Source organism: Streptomyces sp. HUAS ZL42, from assembly GCF_040782645.1.
Classification (GTDB): domain Bacteria; phylum Actinomycetota; class Actinomycetes; order Streptomycetales; family Streptomycetaceae; genus Streptomyces.
Genome location: NZ_CP160403.1, coordinates 2,714,574 through 2,732,693, shown reverse-complemented (window position 1 = coordinate 2,732,693; position 18,120 = coordinate 2,714,574). Strand labels below are relative to the sequence as shown.

The 18,120-nt window shown below is 71.1% G+C and carries 15 protein-coding genes; 4 read left to right on the top strand and 11 right to left on the bottom strand.

The genetic code is table 11. The features are described 5' to 3' along the window. Positions 1-7: 7 nt before the first annotated feature. From ABZO29_RS12545 to ABZO29_RS12520, 6 genes are all read right to left on the bottom strand, one after another. Positions 8-1,432 (bottom strand): cellulose binding domain-containing protein, encoded by a 1,425-nt coding sequence (locus tag ABZO29_RS12545; RefSeq protein WP_367320263.1) that lies wholly within the window; start codon positions 1,430-1,432, stop codon positions 8-10. A 249-nt stretch (positions 1,433-1,681) separates the two neighbouring features. Next, complete coding sequence (locus ABZO29_RS12540; protein ID WP_367320262.1) at positions 1,682-3,811, bottom strand: 3-hydroxyacyl-CoA dehydrogenase NAD-binding domain-containing protein; 2,130 nt, start codon at positions 3,809-3,811, stop codon at positions 1,682-1,684. Further along, the gene (locus tag ABZO29_RS12535; protein ID WP_367320261.1) at positions 3,808-5,025 is read right to left on the bottom strand and encodes an acetyl-CoA C-acyltransferase; all 1,218 of its coding nucleotides are present in this window, start codon (positions 5,023-5,025) and stop codon (positions 3,808-3,810) included. The genes ABZO29_RS12540 and ABZO29_RS12535 overlap by 4 nt, the downstream gene beginning before the upstream one ends. 187 nt (positions 5,026-5,212) lie before the next feature. Then, positions 5,213-6,526 (bottom strand): HRDC domain-containing protein, encoded by a 1,314-nt coding sequence (locus ABZO29_RS12530; RefSeq protein WP_367320260.1) that lies wholly within the window; start codon positions 6,524-6,526, stop codon positions 5,213-5,215. A gap of 129 nt (positions 6,527-6,655) precedes the next feature. Continuing rightward, positions 6,656-7,318: a response regulator transcription factor gene (locus tag ABZO29_RS12525; RefSeq protein ID WP_003972894.1), complete on the bottom strand. Its 663-nt coding sequence runs from the start codon at positions 7,316-7,318 to the stop codon at positions 6,656-6,658. Between the two features lie 263 nt (positions 7,319-7,581). Continuing rightward, entirely contained in the window at positions 7,582-8,250 is a 669-nt protein-coding gene (locus ABZO29_RS12520) for a DUF3000 domain-containing protein (RefSeq protein WP_367320259.1), read from the bottom strand. Positions 8,251-8,346: 96 nt separating this feature from the next. On the opposite strand from ABZO29_RS12520, the gene hemE reads away from it, so the two are divergent. Beyond that, complete coding sequence (gene hemE, locus ABZO29_RS12515) at positions 8,347-9,423, top strand: uroporphyrinogen decarboxylase (RefSeq protein ID WP_367320258.1); 1,077 nt, start codon at positions 8,347-8,349, stop codon at positions 9,421-9,423. 7 nt (positions 9,424-9,430) lie between these two features. On the opposite strand, the gene ABZO29_RS12510 is transcribed toward hemE, so the two are convergent. Beyond that, on the bottom strand, positions 9,431-10,255 hold the full coding sequence (locus ABZO29_RS12510) for a rhomboid family intramembrane serine protease (RefSeq protein WP_367320257.1): 825 nt from the start codon (positions 10,253-10,255) through the stop codon (positions 9,431-9,433). A 125-nt stretch (positions 10,256-10,380) separates the two neighbouring features. On the opposite strand from ABZO29_RS12510, the gene ABZO29_RS12505 reads away from it, so the two are divergent. After that, entirely contained in the window at positions 10,381-10,665 is a 285-nt protein-coding gene (locus ABZO29_RS12505; RefSeq protein WP_367320256.1) for a hypothetical protein, read from the top strand. A gap of 70 nt (positions 10,666-10,735) precedes the next feature. Here the strand turns inward: ABZO29_RS12505 and ABZO29_RS12500 are convergent, their stop codons facing one another. Both ABZO29_RS12500 and ABZO29_RS12495 read right to left on the bottom strand, forming a co-directional pair. After that, a complete protein-coding gene (locus tag ABZO29_RS12500) occupies positions 10,736-12,133 on the bottom strand; it encodes an FAD-dependent oxidoreductase (RefSeq protein ID WP_367320255.1) in 1,398 nt (465 codons plus the stop codon). 27 nt (positions 12,134-12,160) lie between these two features. After that, positions 12,161-13,141, bottom strand: coding sequence for a DUF4349 domain-containing protein (locus tag ABZO29_RS12495; protein WP_367320254.1), 981 nt, complete (start codon positions 13,139-13,141; stop codon positions 12,161-12,163). A gap of 159 nt (positions 13,142-13,300) precedes the next feature. On the opposite strand from ABZO29_RS12495, the gene hemG reads away from it, so the two are divergent. Both hemG and hemQ read left to right on the top strand, forming a co-directional pair. Continuing rightward, a complete protein-coding gene (gene hemG / locus ABZO29_RS12490; protein ID WP_367320253.1) occupies positions 13,301-14,755 on the top strand; it encodes a protoporphyrinogen oxidase in 1,455 nt (484 codons plus the stop codon). Between the two features lie 5 nt (positions 14,756-14,760). Continuing rightward, positions 14,761-15,492 carry a hydrogen peroxide-dependent heme synthase gene (hemQ, locus tag ABZO29_RS12485; RefSeq protein ID WP_367320252.1) on the top strand — a complete coding sequence of 244 codons (732 nt, stop codon included), beginning with the start codon at positions 14,761-14,763 and terminating at the stop codon, positions 15,490-15,492. A gap of 114 nt (positions 15,493-15,606) precedes the next feature. Here hemQ and ABZO29_RS12480 read toward each other — a convergent pair whose 3' ends face one another. Then, positions 15,607-17,184, bottom strand: a complete 1,578-nt coding sequence (locus ABZO29_RS12480) for an alpha/beta hydrolase (RefSeq protein WP_367320251.1) — start codon at positions 17,182-17,184, stop codon at positions 15,607-15,609. A gap of 124 nt (positions 17,185-17,308) precedes the next feature. Then, on the bottom strand, positions 17,309-18,088 hold the full coding sequence (locus tag ABZO29_RS12475; protein ID WP_367320250.1) for a TIGR04222 domain-containing membrane protein: 780 nt from the start codon (positions 18,086-18,088) through the stop codon (positions 17,309-17,311). Positions 18,089-18,120 lie beyond the last annotated feature (32 nt).

Sequence of the window (18,120 nt, the reverse complement as noted above, 5' to 3'; positions counted from 1 at the left end):
CCCCCGTTCAGGAAGTGGTGTTGAAGTAGTTCATGCCGTTCTCGCTGAAGCTGTTGACCGCCGCGTCGATGTCGTCAAGGGACAGTGCTTCCTCGGCGTTGTAGTACAGCCAGTCGACCTTCATGTCCCAGGCGCGCTCGCCACCCTTGAACGGCAGATCGATGAACCACGTGTTGAAGTTCACGGACATGCCCGCACGCGGGGCGTACTTGCCACTGGTGGTGTAGAGCTTCTTGCCGTCCAGGCGGTACGTCACCACGTCGTCCTTGACGGTGATCACGATGGTGTGCCACCCGGCCAGGCTCTTGTTCGTCGTGTTGTACACGCGGTCGTCCACGGTGTGCCATGTCACGTTGTCGAGCTTGGGTCCGAGACGACCCCAGCCCCCGTTGGGCATGTACTCGTTGTCGAGCTCGCTGTAGGCCGTGCCCTTGCCGCCGATGGTGTAGAAGGTCTGGTTGACGTGGTCGCCGTCCTTGCCGGATGCTGGATCGTCGTTGAAGTACATTCGGGCGGCGTACGTCCCCGAGCGGAACTCCCTGCCGGAGGTGCCCACGCTGGCCTGCTTCGTGCCTGCCTTCGTACCGTCCGTACTGGCGCGCAGGTTGAGCACCTGGCCGTCGCCCAGGGCGTCCTTCTCGGCGGGGAAGCTGACGCCGTCGGCCGACCACGTGTCGTGGATGCCGGGGCCGCCGTCGCTGGTGCGGATGAGCCAGCCGTGCTTGAAGAGGGCGGGGTCCTTCGGGCCGGTGTAGTGGAAGTTGTCGAAGAGAACACCGGACGGGAGGGCCGGCGCCCGATCGGCGGCTGAGGCCTTCGGCGACTTCTCGTCGTCGTCCGGCTTCTTGCCGTCCGGCTCCTCGCCCCAGGTGAGTACCCCGCGCTTGTACGCGGTGACCTTCTTCGACTCCTTGTAGGTGGTCTTGTCCGCGTCGAAGGAGCGGTCGTTGGACTGGTTCAGCTTCTTGTGGTCGAGGCGGAACAGTTGCAGGTCGATGCCCTTGCTGTTGGCACCGGACTTCAAAGTGCCCGCCTGGGCCGTGAACCTGATCTCCAGGCAGTGGTCGGCCGTGTCGGTCGGATTGTCCAACTCGGTCACCGTCCCAGCGACGTTCGAGCAGTCGAAGGCGGCCTGGACGCAGTTGAAGCCGTACGAGCCCTCGTCCGCGGTGAAGTAGTACCGCAGGGTCACGTCACTCAGCGGCAGTGGCTTCTTCGACTCGTTGAAGACCTCCAGCGACGGCTCGGCCGCCTCGGCCGTCGCGGGAGTGGCCGTCCGGTACCGGACGGTGAGCTCGGGTGGATCCGGGTTCGCCTTGCGCCAGATCGGATACAGCGCCGTGGCGCCGGCGGCCACGACAGCAACGAGGAGGAACAGCTTGATTCTGGGCCACACCCGACGTCGGGGTTGTTGGCGGCGGGTGGACGTCACGGATTTCCTCCGCAGGACAATGGGTGTTCCTGATCTGGCTGTGATCAAGAACGTGGGGTGAATATGAACGTTTGATCTGGCTGTGTGGAGATCCTAGCCCCAGGTGTACGGCAGGAGATGACATGCAGAAGGGACCCCCGCAGGTCATCCTCGTGCCCAGGCCGGACTTGACCCAGCCCCTCCACAGACAAGGGGGCGGGCCCGCACGGATCGGTACCGTGCGGGCCCGCCCCTTGTACGGGACCCCTGCTACGCCGGGACGCTCGCCACGCCCGGAGCCAGGAACCGCTTCCCGTTCACCCGCTCTGAGACGCCCTCGCGGTCCAGGTACGGCGTGATGCCGCCCAGGTGGAAGGGCCAGCCGGCGCCCGTGATCAGGCAGAGGTCGACGTCCTGGGCCTCGGCGACGACGCCCTCGTCGAGCATGAGCCCGATCTCCTGCGCCACCGCGTCCAGGACGCGCTCGCGGACCTGCTCCTCGGTCAGGACGACGTCGCCCTGCTTCAGCAGCGCCGCGACCTCCGGGTCCAGCTCCGGCTTGCCGCTGTCGTAGACGTAGAAGCCGCGCTTGCCCGCCTTGACGACAGCCGCGAGGTTCTCGGAGACCGTGAACCGGTCCGGGAAGGCCCTGTTGAGCGTCTCCGAGACGTGCAGGCCGATCGCCGGGCCGACCAGCTCCAGGAGGACCAGCGGGGACATCGGCAGGCCCAGGGGCTCCACCGCCTTCTCGGCGACCTCGACGGGCGTGCCCTCGTCGATCACGTTCTGGATCTCGCCCATGAAGCGGGTGAGGATGCGGTTCACGACGAACGCCGGGGCGTCCTTCACCAGAACCGCCGTCTTCTTCAGCTTCTTGGCCACCGCGAAGGCGGTCGCCAGCGAGGCGTCGTCCGTCTTCTCGCCGCGGACGATCTCCAGGAGCGGGAGGATCGCGACCGGGTTGAAGAAGTGGAAGCCCACGACCCGCTCGGGGTTCTTGAGCTTCGACGCCATCTCCGTCACCGAGAGGGAGGACGTGTTCGTCGCCAGGATCGCGTGCGCCGGGGCGACCGCCTCGACCTCCGCGAACACCTGCTGCTTGACGCCGATCTCCTCGAAGACGGCCTCGATGACGAAGTCGGCGTCGGAGAAGCCCTCGGCCTTGTCCAGCACACCGGTGACCAGCGCCTTCAGGCGGTTGGCCTTGTCCTGGTTGATACGGCCCTTGCCGAGCAGCTTGTCGATCTCGGCGTGGACGTAGCCCACACCCTTGTCGACGCGCTCCTGGTCGATGTCCGTGAGGACGACCGGGACCTCCAGGCGGCGCAGGAAGAGCAGCGCGAGCTGGGAGGCCATCAGACCGGCGCCGACGACACCGACCTTGGTGACCGGTCGGGCCAGCGACTTGTCCGGCGCGCCCGCCGGACGCTTGCCGCGCTTCTGCACCAGGTTGAACGCGTAGATACCGGCGCGCAGTTCGCCGCCCATGATCAGGTCGGCGAGTGCCTTGTCCTCGGCGTCGTAGCCCTGCTGCAGGTCGCCGTTCTTGGCGGCGGCGATGATGTCGAGGGCGCGGTAGGCGGCCGGAGCGGCGCCGTGCACCTTGCCGTCGGCGATGAAGCGGCCCTTGGCGACGGCCTGGTCCCAGGCCTCGCCGCGGTCGATCACCGGGCGCTCGACCTCGACGTCGCCCTTCAGCACCTGGGCGGTCCAGATCAGCGACTGCTCAAGGAAGTCGGCGCCCTCGAAGATGGCGTCGGCGATGCCGAGGTCGAATACCTGCTGACCCTTGAGCTGCTTGTTCTGGTTGAGGGAGTTCTCGATGATGACCGAGACGGCCTTGTCGGCGCCGATCAGGTTCGGCAGCAGGGTGCAGCCGCCCCAGCCGGGGACCAGGCCGAGGAAGACCTCGGGGAGCGAGAAGGCGGGCAGCGCCTTCGACACGGTCCGGTAGTTGCAGTGCAGACCGACCTCGACGCCGCCGCCCATCGCGGCGCCGTTGTAGTACGCGAAGGTCGGGACCGCGATGCCGGACAGGCGCTTGAAGACCTCGTGGCCGCCCTTGCCGATGGCGAGCGCGTGGTCGTACTCCTTGAGGAGCTCGACGCCCTTGAGGTCCGCGCCGACGGCGAAGATGAACGGCTTGCCGGTGATGCCGACGCCGACGATCTCGCCGGCCGCGGCCTCCTTCTCGACCTGGTCGATCGCGGCGTTGAGGTTCGCGAGCGAGGCCGGGCCGAAGGTCGTCGGCTTGGTGTGGTCGAAGCCGTTGTCCAGGGTGATGAGGGCGAAGCGCCCCGCACCGAACGGCAGGTCGAGGTGGCGTACGTGCGCGGACGTCACGACCTCGTCGGGGAACAGCTCGGCCGCCCCCTTCAGAAGCTCAGCGGTGGTGCTCACTTGTCCCCCTCGAAGTGCGGGTTCTCCCAGATGACCGTCGCGCCCATGCCGAAGCCGACGCACATGGTGGTCAGGCCGTAGCGGACCTGAGGCTGCTCCTCGAACTGGCGGGCCAGCTGCGTCATCAGACGGACGCCGGAGGAGGCGAGCGGGTGACCGAAGGCGATCGCGCCGCCGTACTGGTTGACGCGCTCGTCGTCGTCCGCGATGCCGTAGTGGTCGAGGAAGGCCAGGACCTGGACGGCGAAGGCCTCGTTGATCTCGAAGAGTCCGATGTCGGAGATCGACAGGCCCGCCTGGGCGAGTGCCTTCTCCGTGGCCGGGATCGGGCCGTAGCCCATGACCTCCGGCTCGACGCCGGCGAAGGCGTACGCGACGAGGCGCATCTTCACCGGCAGGCTGTTCTCGCGGGCGAAGTCCTCGGACGCGATCAGCGAGGCGGTGGCGCCGTCGTTCAGACCGGCGGCGTTGCCCGCGGTCACCCGGCCGTGGACGCGGAACGGGGTCTTCAGGCCCTGGAGGTTCTCCAGCGTCGTGCCCGGGCGCATCGGCTCGTCCGCGGTGACCAGGCCCCAGCCGGTCTCGCCGGCCTCCGGGTTGGTCCGGCGCACCGAGATCGGCACCAGGTCGGCCTGGATCTTGCCGTCGGCGTACGCCTTGGCGGCCTTCTCCTGGGAGCGCACCGCGTACTCGTCGGCGCGCAGCTTGGTGATCTGCGGGTAGCGGTCGTGCAGGTTCTCCGCGGTCATGCCCATGAACAGGGCGGACTCGTCGACCAGCTTCTCGCTGACGAACCGCGGGTTCGGGTCCACGCCCTCGCCCATCGGGTGGCGGCCCATGTGCTCGACACCGCCCGCGACGGCGACGTCGTACGCCCCGAAGGCGACGGAGCCGGCGACCGTGGTGACGGCGGTCAGGGCGCCGGCGCACATGCGGTCGATGGAGTAGCCGGGCACGGAGGTCGGCAGGCCCGCGAGGATGCCGGCCGTGCGGCCGATGGTCAGGCCCTGGTCACCGATCTGCGTGGTCGCGGCGATGGCGACCTCGTCGATCTTCTTCGGGTCGAGACCGGGGTTGCGGCGCAGCAGCTCCCGGATCGCCTTCACGACAAGGTCGTCGGCGCGGGTCTCGTGGTAGATGCCCTTCGGGCCCGCCTTGCCGAACGGGGTACGGACGCCGTCGACGAAGACGACGTCCCTGACGGTACGAGGCACGATGGCTCTCCTCCAGGTGCGGGATGGCACTGCTGCGATGCGCTGAGCGCGCGCTCAGGAACCATGCTACTTGTGGGTAACGTAGCTGCCCAGTCCCGCAGGGCCAAGCGGTGAAGGTCACACCCGCGGCCCGTTCCTCTCCAAGTCGAACCAGGATCTTGGCGTGATCCCGCCGTCCCTGTTCCGCTTACGCACCCTTGGCGGACAGCGCCGCCACCAGCACCGGCGTCACCTGCTCGACCTGCCACGCCCGAGCCCCGTATCCCGCAAGAGCAGCCTCCACCGACGTGGCGTCGACACTCTTCGGCGGCTCCCAGCAAACCCTCCGCACCGTGTCCGGCGCGATCAGGTTCTCCTGAGGCATGCTGAGCCGTTCGGCAAGCGCGGACACCGCGGCCCGCGCCGCGGACAACCGGGCAGCGGCCGCCGGATCCTTGTCGGCCCACGCCCGCGGCGGCGGAGGGCCCGTCACAGGCTGCCCCGGCTGCGGCAACTGCGCATCGGACAGCGCCTTCGCCCGATCCACCGCGGCCTGCCACTGCTCCAGCTGCCGCCGTCCCGTACGGTGCCCGAACCCGTTCAACCCGGCGAGGGCGTGCACGTTGGCCGGAAGAGAGAGCGCGGCCTCCACAATGGCCGCGTCACTGAGCACCTTGCCAGGGGACACGTCCCGTCGTTGGGCGATCCGGTCCCGGGTCTGCCAGAGTTCCCGCACGACGGCGAGCTGACGGCGCCGCCGCACCTTGTGCATGCCGGACGTACGGCGCCACGGATCCTTGCGCGGCTCGGCCGGCGGCGCGGCCGCGATCGCGTCGAACTCCTGCCGGGCCCATTCCAGCTTGCCCTGCCGGTCCAGCTCCTTCTCCAGCGCGTCGCGCAGGTCGACCAGAAGTTCGACGTCGAGGGCCGCGTACCGCAGCCAGGGCTCGGGGAGGGGCCGGGTCGACCAGTCGACGGCGGAGTGCCCCTTCTCGAGGACGAAACCCAGCACGCTCTCGACCATCGCACCCAGTCCGACCCGTGGGAAACCGGCGAGGCGTCCGGCCAGCTCGGTGTCGAACAGCTGTGTCGGCACCATGCCTATCTCGCGCAGACAGGGCAGGTCCTGGGTGGCGGCGTGCAGCACCCACTCCACGCCGGACAGCTCCGCGCCGAGCGCCGACAGGTCGGGGCAGGCCACGGGGTCGATCAGTGCGGTGCCCGCACCCTCGCGGCGCAGCTGTACGAGATAGGCGCGCTGGCCGTAGCGATAGCCGGAGGCGCGCTCGGCGTCGACGGCGACGGGGCCGGAGCCGGCGGCGAAGGCGGCGATCATCGTGGCGAGGGAGGCCTCGTCCGCGATCACGGGCGGGATGCCCTCACGCGGTTCGAGCAGAGGTATGGGCTCAGGACTGGCCTCAGGACTGGGCGCCCCCGTAGCAGAAGATCCGCCGTCGTCCGGAGGGGCGCCTCCGGTGGTTCGCAGTGATGTGTCTGCTGCGGTCTTTTGGGCGTCGGTCACCTGTCAAGGGTATCCGTGTGTGGACAGCGCCCGCCGACGGAACGTTCCGTCGGCGGGCGGGCGGGGGTCGTAAACCAGTCATGTCAGTGAACAATCAAAGTGAGCGGGCGTGAACCGCCGGTCGTCGGATCAGTGGATGATGCCGGTGCGCAGCGCCACCGCGACCATTCCGGCGCGGTCGCCCGTGCCGAGCTTGCGGGCGATGCGGGCGAGGTGGCTCTTGACGGTCAGTGCGGACAGGCCCATGGAGACGCCGATCGCCTTGTTCGACTGACCCTCCGCGACCAGCCGCAGGACCTCGACCTCGCGGCCGGACAGCTCGCGGTAGCCGCCCGGGTGGCTCGGGGCACCCGGGGGGCGGCGGTGCAGGCGGGCGGCGGCCGCGCCGATGGGGGCGGCACCGGGCCGGGTGGGGAGCCCGACGTTGGTGCGGGTGCCGGTGACGACGTAGCCCTTGACGCCGCCCGCGAGGGCGTTGCGCACGGCGCCGATGTCGTCGGCGGCGGAGAGGGCGAGCCCGTTGGGCCAGCCCGCGGCGCGGGTCTCCGACAGGAGGGTGAGGCCCGAGCCGTCGGGGAGGTGGACGTCGGCGACGCAGATGTCGCGGGGGTTGCCGATGCGGGGACGAGCCTCCGCGACGGACGAGGCCTCGATGACATCGCGCACACCGAGCGCCCAGAGGTGGCGGGTGACGGTGGAGCGGACGCGCGGGTCGGCCACGACCACCATGGCGGTCGGCTTGTTCGGGCGGTAGGCGACCAGGCTTGCGGGCTGCTCGAGGAGAACGGACACCAGGCCTCCTGGGGTGCGGGAGTGGGCCGGCTTGTGGGGGGTGAAGCCGGGACGAACCGTGCTTTCAAGGTCACAGTCGTCTTCGGCACCAACCCCGTCCGCCTTTAGGGGATGATCACGATCTAGTGAGTAACAATCCGTGCAATTCGGACGCGCGATCGATCATCCGAAGATCGAGTCGGTTCGGTCCGGCGCACTTCATGGCGGAAAGTGGCCGTATCGACAAAGAGATCACCAAGATTGTTTAGGAGGGGGGCGGCACGTCAGCGTGACTGCGGCCCCCGGCGCTGCGGCAGCGTCACCACCGACGCGTCCCCCGGACCGGCCGGCGGCAGGCCCGCGACCTGGGCCAGCAGATCGCACCACGAGGCCAGGTGCGCCGCCGTGTCCGGCACCCCGCCCAGCCCCTCCCGGGGCGTCCAGGACGCGCGGATCTCGATCTGCGAGGCAGCCGGGCGCGCGGACAGGCCGCCGAAGTAGTGGGAGCTCGCGCGCGTGACGGTGCCGCTCGGCTCGCCGTACGCCAGCCCGCGCGCCTGCAGCGCGCCCGTCAGCCACGACCAGCACACGTCGGGCAGCAGCGGGTCGGCGGCCATCTCCGGCTCCAGCTCCGCACGCACCAGCGTCACCAGGCGGAAGGTGCCGTGCCATGCGTCGTGCCCGGCCGGGTCGTGCAGCAGCACCAGCCGCCCGTCGGCCAGGTCCTGGTCACCGTCGACGACCGTGGCCTCCAGCGCGTACGAGAACGGTGCGAGGCGCTGCGGGGCGGGGGTCGGCTCCACCTCGATCTGCGGCCGCAGCCGCGCGGTCCTCAGCGCGTCGACGGCAGCCCGGAAGGGCGGCGGAGCCGCACCCCCCGCATGCGGGTCCCCCTCGTTCGCATCGTCCATCCCGTCAGCGCCGTCCGACAGTCGTCCCTGAGCCGCAGCCATGCGGGGAAGATTAAGGGGAACGGGGGCTTCGCGCAGGGCAAGACACCCCTTGGGCCGCAGCCACGTCGGCTTCCGGGGCGTGCGAGACTTGCCGTCGTGAGCGCCAACGACACCCCCCCGGGCAAGAAGCCGACGCAGCCGGCAGCCACGTACGACTCCGCCTTCCTCAAGGCATGCAGGCGTGAGCCCGTGCCGCACACGCCCGTGTGGTTCATGCGGCAGGCCGGGCGCTCCCTGCCGGAGTACCGCAAGGTGCGCGAGGGTGTCCCGATGCTCGAGTCCTGCATGCGCCCCGAGCTGGTCACCGAGATCACGCTCCAGCCGGTCCGCCGGCACAACGTGGACGCGGCGATCTACTTCAGCGACATCGTCGTCCCGCTCAAGGCCATCGGCATCGACCTCGACATCAAGCCCGGCGTCGGCCCGGTCGTCGAAAACCCCGTTCGCGCCAGGTCCGACCTGGACCGGCTGCGCGACCTGGCTCCCGAGGACGTCTCCTACGTCACCGAGGCGATCGGCCTGCTCACCGCCGAACTCGGCGCCACCCCGCTCATCGGTTTCGCCGGCGCGCCTTTCACCCTCGCGAGCTACCTCGTCGAGGGCGGCCCGTCCCGCACGTACGAGAACGCCAAGGCGATGATGTACGGCGACCCCGAGCTCTGGGCCGACCTGCTCGACCGTCTCGCGGACATCACCGCCGCGTTCCTGAAGGTCCAGATCGAGGCGGGCGCGAGTGCCGTCCAGCTCTTCGACTCCTGGGTCGGCGCGCTGGCACCGGCGGACTACCGGCGCTCGGTGATGCCGGCCTCGGCCAAGGTCTTCCAGGCCGTCGCGGAGTACGGCGTCCCCCGCATCCACTTCGGCGTCGGCACCGGCGAGCTGCTGAACCTCATGGGCGAGGCGGGCGCGGACGTCGTCGGCGTCGACTGGCGCGTCCCGCTCGACGAGGCCGCCCGCCGAGTCGGCCCCGGCAAGGCGCTGCAGGGCAACCTCGACCCGACGGTCCTCTTCACCACGACACAGGCCGTCGAGGCCAAGGCCCGCGAGGTCCTCGACGCGGCGGCGGGACTCGAGGGCCACGTCTTCAATCTCGGCCACGGCGTCATGCCGTCCACCGACCCGGACGCCCTCACCCGGCTCGTGGAGTACGTCCACACGCAGACCGCTCGCTGAGCGAAGCTCACCACGTGTGCCGGGGGCGCGCCCGCCTGCCGAACAGCCGGCCGCGCGGCTCCGGCGGCGGTGGCGTGCCCGGCCGCAGCGGCCAGGCGAGCAGCATCCCGGCCAGGAAGCCGACGATGTGCGCCGCGTACGCCACGGTGCCGGCGTCGGAGACGCCCTCGCCGGAGGAGTACACCGCCTGCAGCACGAACCAGAAGCCCAGCACCAGCCAGGCGGGCAGCCGCAGCGGCAGGAAGATCAGGAACGGGACGAGGACCCAGACCCTCGCCTTCGGATACAGCACGAGATAGGCGCCCAGTACACCCGCGATCGCCCCGGACGCGCCGATCAGCGGATCGCCCGAGTCGTCGTTGAGGAGCGCGAAGCCGTACGCCGCCGCGTAGCCGCAGGCGACGTAGAACAGCGCGAACCGGATGTGCCCCATGCGGTCCTCGATGTTGTTGCCGAAGATCAGCAGGAACAGCATGTTGCCCAGCAGGTGCAGCCAGCTGCCGTGCAGGAACATCGCGGTGAGGACGGACAGGGCCGGGGACTTGTCGTAGCTCGGTGGGCCCACCACACAGCCCGCGCCGTGCGTGCCCACGCCCACGTCGCCCGTGGGGACCACCCTCGGCATCTGATGGTGGATCAACTCCTGGGGCACCGCCGCGTAGTGGTCCAGGAACGCCTGCAGATGGCACAGCTGGGACAGGCTGCTGTCGCCCGCCACGGAACCGGCGACACCGGGCGTGGACAGGAAGACGTACACGTTCGCGGCGATCAGCGCGTACGTCACCCAGGGGGTGCGGCGCACCGGGTTCACGTCATGGACGGGGATGACCACAAGGAAGTACTGCCCCCGATGAGCCGGGCGAACCGGTGAACGCGGGCACGCGCGCGTGCGTATGACTCGGCAACCGCCCGCGGCACGGGGAAGGCGCGTCGCGGGGACGACGTGAGGAACAGGCGATGAACGACCGAGTTACTCCTGCGATGCACGCCCTGCCCGACGGCGAGGCGGAGATCTCGCTGGTGCTGCGGCTGCCCTGGGAGGACGTGGCGCGCCTCGGCCAGGAGGCGGGGCGGCTTGCCTCGCAGATGCAGCGGCCGGTGACGCTGGATGAGGCGGTGAGTCACCGGTTGCGGTCGACCCGGCCGGCCGCGGCTCATGCGAAGCCGGGAGGTGAGCAGCCGGCGGCCGTGGCTCCCAGTGCATCTGTGGCTTCCTTGCCGCGGATCAGCGGGACGGCTTAGGAGCGTTGCGGGGTGCGGGGGCTGGTCGCACCCACGCGGCGGAGCCGCGTATCGACACAGCCCCGCGCCCCTAACGGCGTTGCCCTACCGCTCTTGCGGCCTTGCGGGCAGCCACCAGCACCGGATCCCACACCGGTGAGAACGGCGGCGCGTAACCCAGGTCCAAGGCCGTCATCTGTTCCACCGTCATGCCGGCCGTCAGGGCCACCGCGGCGATGTCGACGCGCTTGCCCGCGCCCTCCCTGCCGACGATCTGCACGCCGAGCAGCCGCCCCGTGCGGCGCTCGGCGAGCATCTTCACCGTCATGGGGGAGGCGCCGGGGTAGTAGCCCGCGCGGCTGGTCGACTCAATGGTGACCGTTTCGAACTGCAGGCCGGCCCTGCGCGCGTCCTTCTCGCGCAGGCCCGTGCGGGCGATCTCGAGGTCGCACACCTTGCTCACGGCCGTGCCCACCACGCCCGGGAAGGTGGCGTAGCCGCCGCCCACGTTCGTGCCTATGACCTGGCCGTGCTTGTTGGCGTGCGTGCCGAGGGCGATGTGGCGTTGCTGCCCGGAGACCAGGTCGAGGACCTCGACGCAGTCGCCGCCGGCCCAGATGTCCTCGTGGCCGCGCACGCGCATCGACTGGTCGGTGAGCAGGCCGCGGTGGTCGCCGAGGGGCAGTCCCGCGGCCTCGGCGAGGGCGGTCTCCGGGGTGACGCCGATGCCGAGGACGACGACGTCCGCCGGGTACTCGGCGTCCTCCGTGGCCACCGCCCGGACCCGGCCGTCCTCACCCGTGAGCACCTTGGTGACCTCGGCGTCGTCGACCATGGTGATACCCATGCCCTCCATGGCCTCGTGCACCAGCCGGCCCATGTCGGGATCGAGCGTGGACATCGGCTCCTTGCCGCGGTTGACCACGGTCACCGAGTAGCCGCGGTTGATGAGCGCCTCGGCCATCTCCACGCCGATGTAGCCCGCGCCGATGACCACCGCGCGCCGGCCACGCGCGCGCGTGAGCGTGTCCAGGAGCGCCTGGCCGTCGTCGAGGGTCTGCACGCCGTGCACGCCCGGGGCGTCGGCGCCCGGCATGTCCGGCCGGACCGGGCGGGCGCCGGTCGCGATCACGAGTTTGTCGTACGACGTCCAGGACTCGTCCCCGGAATCGACGTCCCGCGCGCTCACTCCCCGCCGTTCCACGTCGATCGCCGTGACCTCGGTGCGCAGGCGTACGTCGATGCCCCGCGCGCGGTGTTCCTCCGGCGTACGCGCGATGAGCCGGTCGCGTTCCGTGACGTCTCCGCCCACCCAGTAAGGGATGCCGCACGCCGAGAAGGACGTGAAGTGACCGCGCTCGTAGACCACGATCTCCAGCTCGTCGGGGCCCTTGAGGCGGCGCGCCTGCGACGCGGCGGACATCCCCGCCGCGTCGCCGCCGATCACGACCAGCCGTTCCCTCGAAGCGTGCGCGCTGCTCATGTTCATGCGAACACGCTACGGCGACGCCGCATTTCAGTCCTGCTCACCCGGCTCCTGCGCGCGCGGGGCCTCCGGCGCCGGACGGGCCGTGGGCAGCGGGCCCAGTGCGCCCGTCGCGGGTGCGGGAGCCGGGCGGCGCGGCAGCCGGGGCCGGACCAGGCGCAGCCACACCAGAAGGACCAGCACGGCCACCGCGGCGAACGGCAGCACCGCGCCGAGTACCACGGCGATCCAGCGCAGCATGGTCACGAACGCGTGCCAGGCGCCCGCGAGCGCGTCCAGGAACCCGGGATCGTCGTCCTTCTCGGCCTTCTTCACCGGAGTCCGGGTCAGGGAGACGGTGATGGTGGCCATGGACGTGCGGTCCTTCAGGGACGCCTGCTGGGCGAGCAGCGCCTCGAGGTCGGCCTCCCGGCTGCTCAGCTCGCCCTCCAGGGTCACGACGTCGCTCAGCTTGGTGGCCCGGTCCATCAGTTCGCGGATCCGGGCCACGCTGGCACGCTGCGACTGGATGCGGCTCTCCACGTCGACGACCTGGTCGGTGACGTCCTGGGCCTTCGCGGCGCGGTCGAGGAGCCTGCCCGTCCCCTCCAGGTCGGCGAGGACCTGCTCGTACCGTTCGGTGGGCACGCGCAGGACGACACGGGTCTGCTCGTTGCCCTTCTCGTCCCGGGTGGTGGTCTCGTCGGCGACGTAGCCGCCCGCGTTCTCGGTGGCGGTGCGGGCCTGGTCGAGGGCCTTCGGCACGTTCTTGACCTGCACGGTCAGCGACGCGGTGCGGATGATGCTGTTCGCGGTGAGCTTGGGCGGCGTGCTCGACTTCGCGCCGCTCGCCCGGCCGGCGTCCCCGGCGCCCTCCGGCGCCACGGCCTCCCCCTTGCTGTCGGCGGCCTTGCCGTCGGAGCTACTGGCTCCCATGTCGTTCGCGCCGCTGCATCCGGTGAGCGCGAGGGCGGCGAGCAGGATCCCGGCCAGAGCCCGGCCGGGTCGTCGTGCGGAACGTTGTGCGCGCATGCGGGCGTACCCCCCGAGGGTTGTGACGACTGACGTTCCTTCGACGCCGGGACGGGCCGGGACGTTGGGGTGGAACGGTTCCGATGCGGTCACGGTCGGGACTCGGCAGGGCCACATGGCCCTGGCACGACGGTCGGTGGCGTCTGAGAGGGTGGAGCCATGAGCGGATCACGTACGGGCCCGGGGCATGTCGTCGTCATCGGAGCCGGGATCGCGGGGCTGGCGGCCGCGCACCGGCTGCTGCAGCGCGGTGCGCGCGTGACCGTGCTCGAGGCGTCCGAGCGGGTCGGCGGCAAGCTGCTGCCCGGCGAGATCGCGGGCGTGCGGGTGGACCTCGGCGCCGAGTCGATGCTGGCGCGCCGCCCCGAGGCGGTGGCCCTCGCGCGCGAAGTGGGCCTCGCCGACCGTCTGCAGCCCCCCGCCACCGCCACCGCCTCCCTCTGGACCCGCGGTGCCCTGCGCCCCATGCCGAAGGGGCATGTGATGGGAGTCCCGGGCACCGCGTCCGCCCTGACCGGCGTGCTGTCCGACGAGGGCCTCGCCCGTATCGAGCGCGACGCCGACCTGCCGCGCACGGAGGTCGGCGACGACGTGGCGGTGGGGGAGTACGTGGCGGCACGGCTGGGCCGCGAGGTCGTCGACCGCCTGGTCGAGCCCCTGCTCGGCGGTGTGTACGCGGGCGACGCCTATCGCATCTCGATGCGCTCGGCGGTCCCCCAGCTCTTCCAGGTCGCCAGGACGCACAGCTCCCTGACCGAAGCGGTCCGCGAGATCCAGGCCAAGGCGGCCGCCAACCAGCAGACCGGCCCGGTGTTCATGGGCATCGAGGGCGGCGTCGGCCAACTGCCGCTCGCGGTCGCCGAGTCGGTGCGCATGAGGGGCGGCGAGATTCTGACCGGGGCGCCGGTGAGCGAGCTGCGACGGGAGTCTCCCGGGGGCTGGCGCGTCGTCACCGGTGACCGCGTGCTGCACGCCGACGCCGTGGTCGTCGCCGTCCCCGCGCCCGCCGCCGCCGAACTGCTCCGCGCCGAGGCCCCCGCGGCCGCCGCCGAACTCACCGGCGTCGAGTACGCCTCGATGGCGCTGGTCAGCCTCGCCTACCGCCGCGCCGACATCGCCCTCCCCGAAGGCAGCGGTTTCCTCGTGCCGCCCGTCGACGGGCGCACCATCAAGGCGTCGACGTTCGCCTCGCAGAAGTGGGGCTGGATCGCCGACGAGGACCCGGACGTGCTCGTGCTGCGCACGTCCGTCGGGCGCTACGGCGAGACGGAGATCCTGGGCCGCGACGACGCCGCCCTCGTGGACGTCTCCCGGCACGACCTGAAGGCCGCCATCGGCCTCGACGCCACCCCCCTCGAAACCCGGGTCACCCGCTGGACCGACGGCCTGCCCCAGTACCCCGTCGGCCACCACGCGCGCGTGGCCCGCATCCGCGAGCACGTCGCCGAGCTCCGGGGCCTTGCCGTGTGCGGCGCGCAGTACGACGGCGTCGGCATCCCGGCGTGCATCGCGAGCGCGTACGCCGCGGTGGACCAGATCCACGGTGACCTGGCCGGTGTGCAGGAGCTCACCGCCCACCCGGTGCAGAGTCTGCACGGAGGAGCAGGAGAATAGGGACCATGAGTGACGACGCCCCCACCACCGAGTCCGGCAGGATCCCGAACAAGGGCAAGCTGGCCAAGGACCTCAACGAGGTCATCCGCTACACGCTCTGGTCGGTCTTCAAGCTGAAGGACGCGCTGCCCGAGGACCGCGCGGGCTACGCCGACGAGGTCCAGGAGCTGTTCGACCAGCTCGCCGCCAAGGACGTGACGATCCGCGGCACGTACGACGTGTCCGGGCTGCGCGCCGACGCCGACCTCATGATCTGGTGGCACGCCGAGACCAGCGACCAGTTGCAGGAGGCGTACAACCTCTTCCGTCGCACCAAGCTGGGCCGCGCGCTCACGCCGGTGTGGTCGAACATGGCGCTGCACCGCCCCGCCGAGTTCAACCGCTCGCACATCCCGGCGTTCCTCGCCGACGAGACGCCCCGCAACTATGTCAGCGTCTACCCCTTCGTGCGCTCCTACGACTGGTACCTGCTGCCCGACGAGGACCGCCGCCGCATGCTCGCCGACCACGGCAAGATGGCCCGCGGCTTCCCGGACGTCCGCGCCAACACGGTCGCCTCGTTCTCGCTCGGCGACTACGAGTGGATCCTCGCCTTCGAGGCCGACGAGCTGTACCGCATCGTCGACCTCATGCGCCACCTGCGCGCCTCCGAGGCCCGCATGCACGTACGCGAGGAGGTCCCGTTCTTCACGGGCCGCCGGAAGTCGGTGACCGAGCTGGTCGCCGGGCTGGCCTAGCCGAATCAACGATGGTGGGTACCCGCGCCCCTCAGGGGCGCGGGGCTGCGTCGATATGCGGCTCCGCCGCGTGGGCGCGATCAACCACACACGACCCGCGGACGTTCGACCACGCTACGGCCTGGGCTCGGAATGCGCCGCACACGCCGCCCGCCGCCCCGGCACCCGCCCTTCCAGCAGGTACGCCTCGAGGTGCCCGTTGACACAAGGGTTCGGCCCACCCGCGAGACCGTGCATCCCCGAGTCCCGCTCGGTCACCAGCACCGAACCGGCGAGGCGCCGGCGCAGCTCGAGCGCACCGTCGTACGGCGTGGCCGCATCCCGCTCGGCGGCCAGGATCAGGGTCGGCGGCAGCTCGCCCGGCCCGGTCCGTACGTCCCGCGGCTGCTGACGGGGCGCCTGCCAGTAGGCGCACGGCAGGTTCGTCCACACGTTGTCCCAGGTCCCGAAGGGCGCCACGCGCGCGAGCCGGGTGTTGTCGCGGTCCCAGACGTTCCAGTCCGTCGGCCAGGGCGCGTCGTTGCACTCGACGGCCGTGTAGACCGCGTTCGCGTTCTCCGCCTCGGCCGCCGCCTCCGCCACCGGCGCGGCCTGCTCGACCAGTGGTTTCGGATCGCCCTTCAGATATGCCGACAGCGCCCGGGCGCGCTGCGGCCAGTAGTCGTCGTAGTACCCGGCCTGCAGAAACGCCGCCTGCAGCTCCGCGGGTCCGACCTTTCCGCCCGCCGGCTTCTCCGAAAGCCGCGCCCGTGCCTTCTCGTAACTCGTCTGCACGGCCTCGGCCGTGTCGCCCAGTTCGTACGCGTCGTCGTGCCGGGCGATCCACTCCCGGAAGTCCGTCCAGCGGTCCTCGAACGCCGCCGACTGGTCGAGGTTGTTGCGGTACCAGATCTGCGCCGGGTCGGGGTTCACCGCCGAGTCGAACACCATTCGCCGTACGTGCGAGGGAAACATCGTCGCGTACAGCGCGCCGAAGTAGGTGCCGTACGACGCCCCCATGAACGTCAGCTTCGGCTCGCCGAGCGCGGCCCGCAGCACGTCCAGGTCGCGGGCGTTGTTCAGCGAGTTGTAGTGCCGCAGCGCGTCGCCGGCCCGCTGGGCGCAGCCGCGCGCGTAGGCCTTGGCCTGGGCGATGCGCTCCTGCTTGTACGACTCGGAGGGGTGCGTCGGCGCCTGGGACGGTCCCTTGAAGAAGCGTCTGGGGTCCTGGCAGGACAGGGGCGCGGAGCGGCCCACCCCGCGAGGGTCGTAGCCGACCAGGTCGTACGCCGCGGCGATGCGCTTCCACTCCGGCAGCAGGCCGACGAGAGGGAAGTACAGGCCGGAGCCGCCCGGTCCGCCGGGGTTGTGGACCAGGGCGCCCTGGCGGGGCACCCTGTGCTTGCCGTTGCGGGGATCGCGGTGCGTGGCCCGCACCCGGCTGACGACCAGTTCGATCTGCTTGCCGTCCGGGTGCGCGTAGTCGAGTGGGACCTTCAGCGTGCCGCACTGCATGGTTCCCGGCAGATCCTGCTCCTTGGCGCACTTGCCGAAGTCGATGCCCGCCGCCGTGGCGCGCTCCGCGGCGGCCGCGGTGCCGTGCCGCTCGGCCGCCGCCGCGTCGGGGACGCCCGGGGCGCCGCCGGCCGGTGCTGCGGCGAGGGCGGTCAGGAGCAAGGACCCGGCTGCCGAGTAGAGGGCGGCGGCTCGCATGGCGTATCCCTTCGATGCACGACGGCGACAAAAGGGATGTTTCGTCGGCGCTTTGGGGAAGGCAAGCACCGCCCGGGGGTGTCGGCGTCATTGCCCCCGTGCGCCGACCCGGGGCGTCCGTGAGTCAGTCGCGCGGCTCGCCGTACTCGCGGTGCGCGAACGCGGCGCGCAGGTCCGGTTCGCCGACCGCGCGGATACCGCGCACGGCGACGGAGGCCAGGTACGTACGGTCGTCGCCGGGGCCGCCGATGCGCTGCGTCAGGGCGCCGAGCAGCCGCTGCCCGGCCGGCGAGGCCCAGCGCGAGTACGGGTGGACCTCGACCCGTGCGATCGCCAGACAGCTCAGGGTGAGCGCCAGAGGGAGCGCGAACCAGAGGGCGACCAGGTGGCGTGGCATGGCCGACGGAGCGGGCATCAGCAGCGCGGTGACCCCGAGCGCGAGGACGACCAGGGCCGCGATCCGCACCTGCCGGACTCCGGCCGCGACGGTCGTACGCGCCCCGTCGGGCACGGCCAGACCGGCGCTGACGAGCCGGTCGGCGAGGCTGCGCACCGCGTCGGCGGCGGCCGCGGCGGCCCGCACGGGAGCGATGCGCGACTGCCCCTCGGGCCCGATCGCCCCGATCACGGACCGCTCGATGTCGTCCCGGCCGCGCGGGTCCACGACGGTCGCCCATCCCGTGTGGGCGAGCAGCAGCCGGCGCTGCCGCGCCATGGACACCAGGGTCAGATCGGCGACCCGCGCGGGCCCGCCGGACAGGAACGCCGCCTCGTAGAGCGTCAGATCGTGTCCCCGGGCCGCGTCCGTGTCGACGGTCGCCGCGTGCACGGCGGCCAGGCACAGCCGTGTGCACGCCGTGCCGGCGACGGCCCAGGCCAGCAGCAGGAGAAGGACCCAGAACATGCCGCGTTTCTATGCCAAGGGGCTCGAGCGAC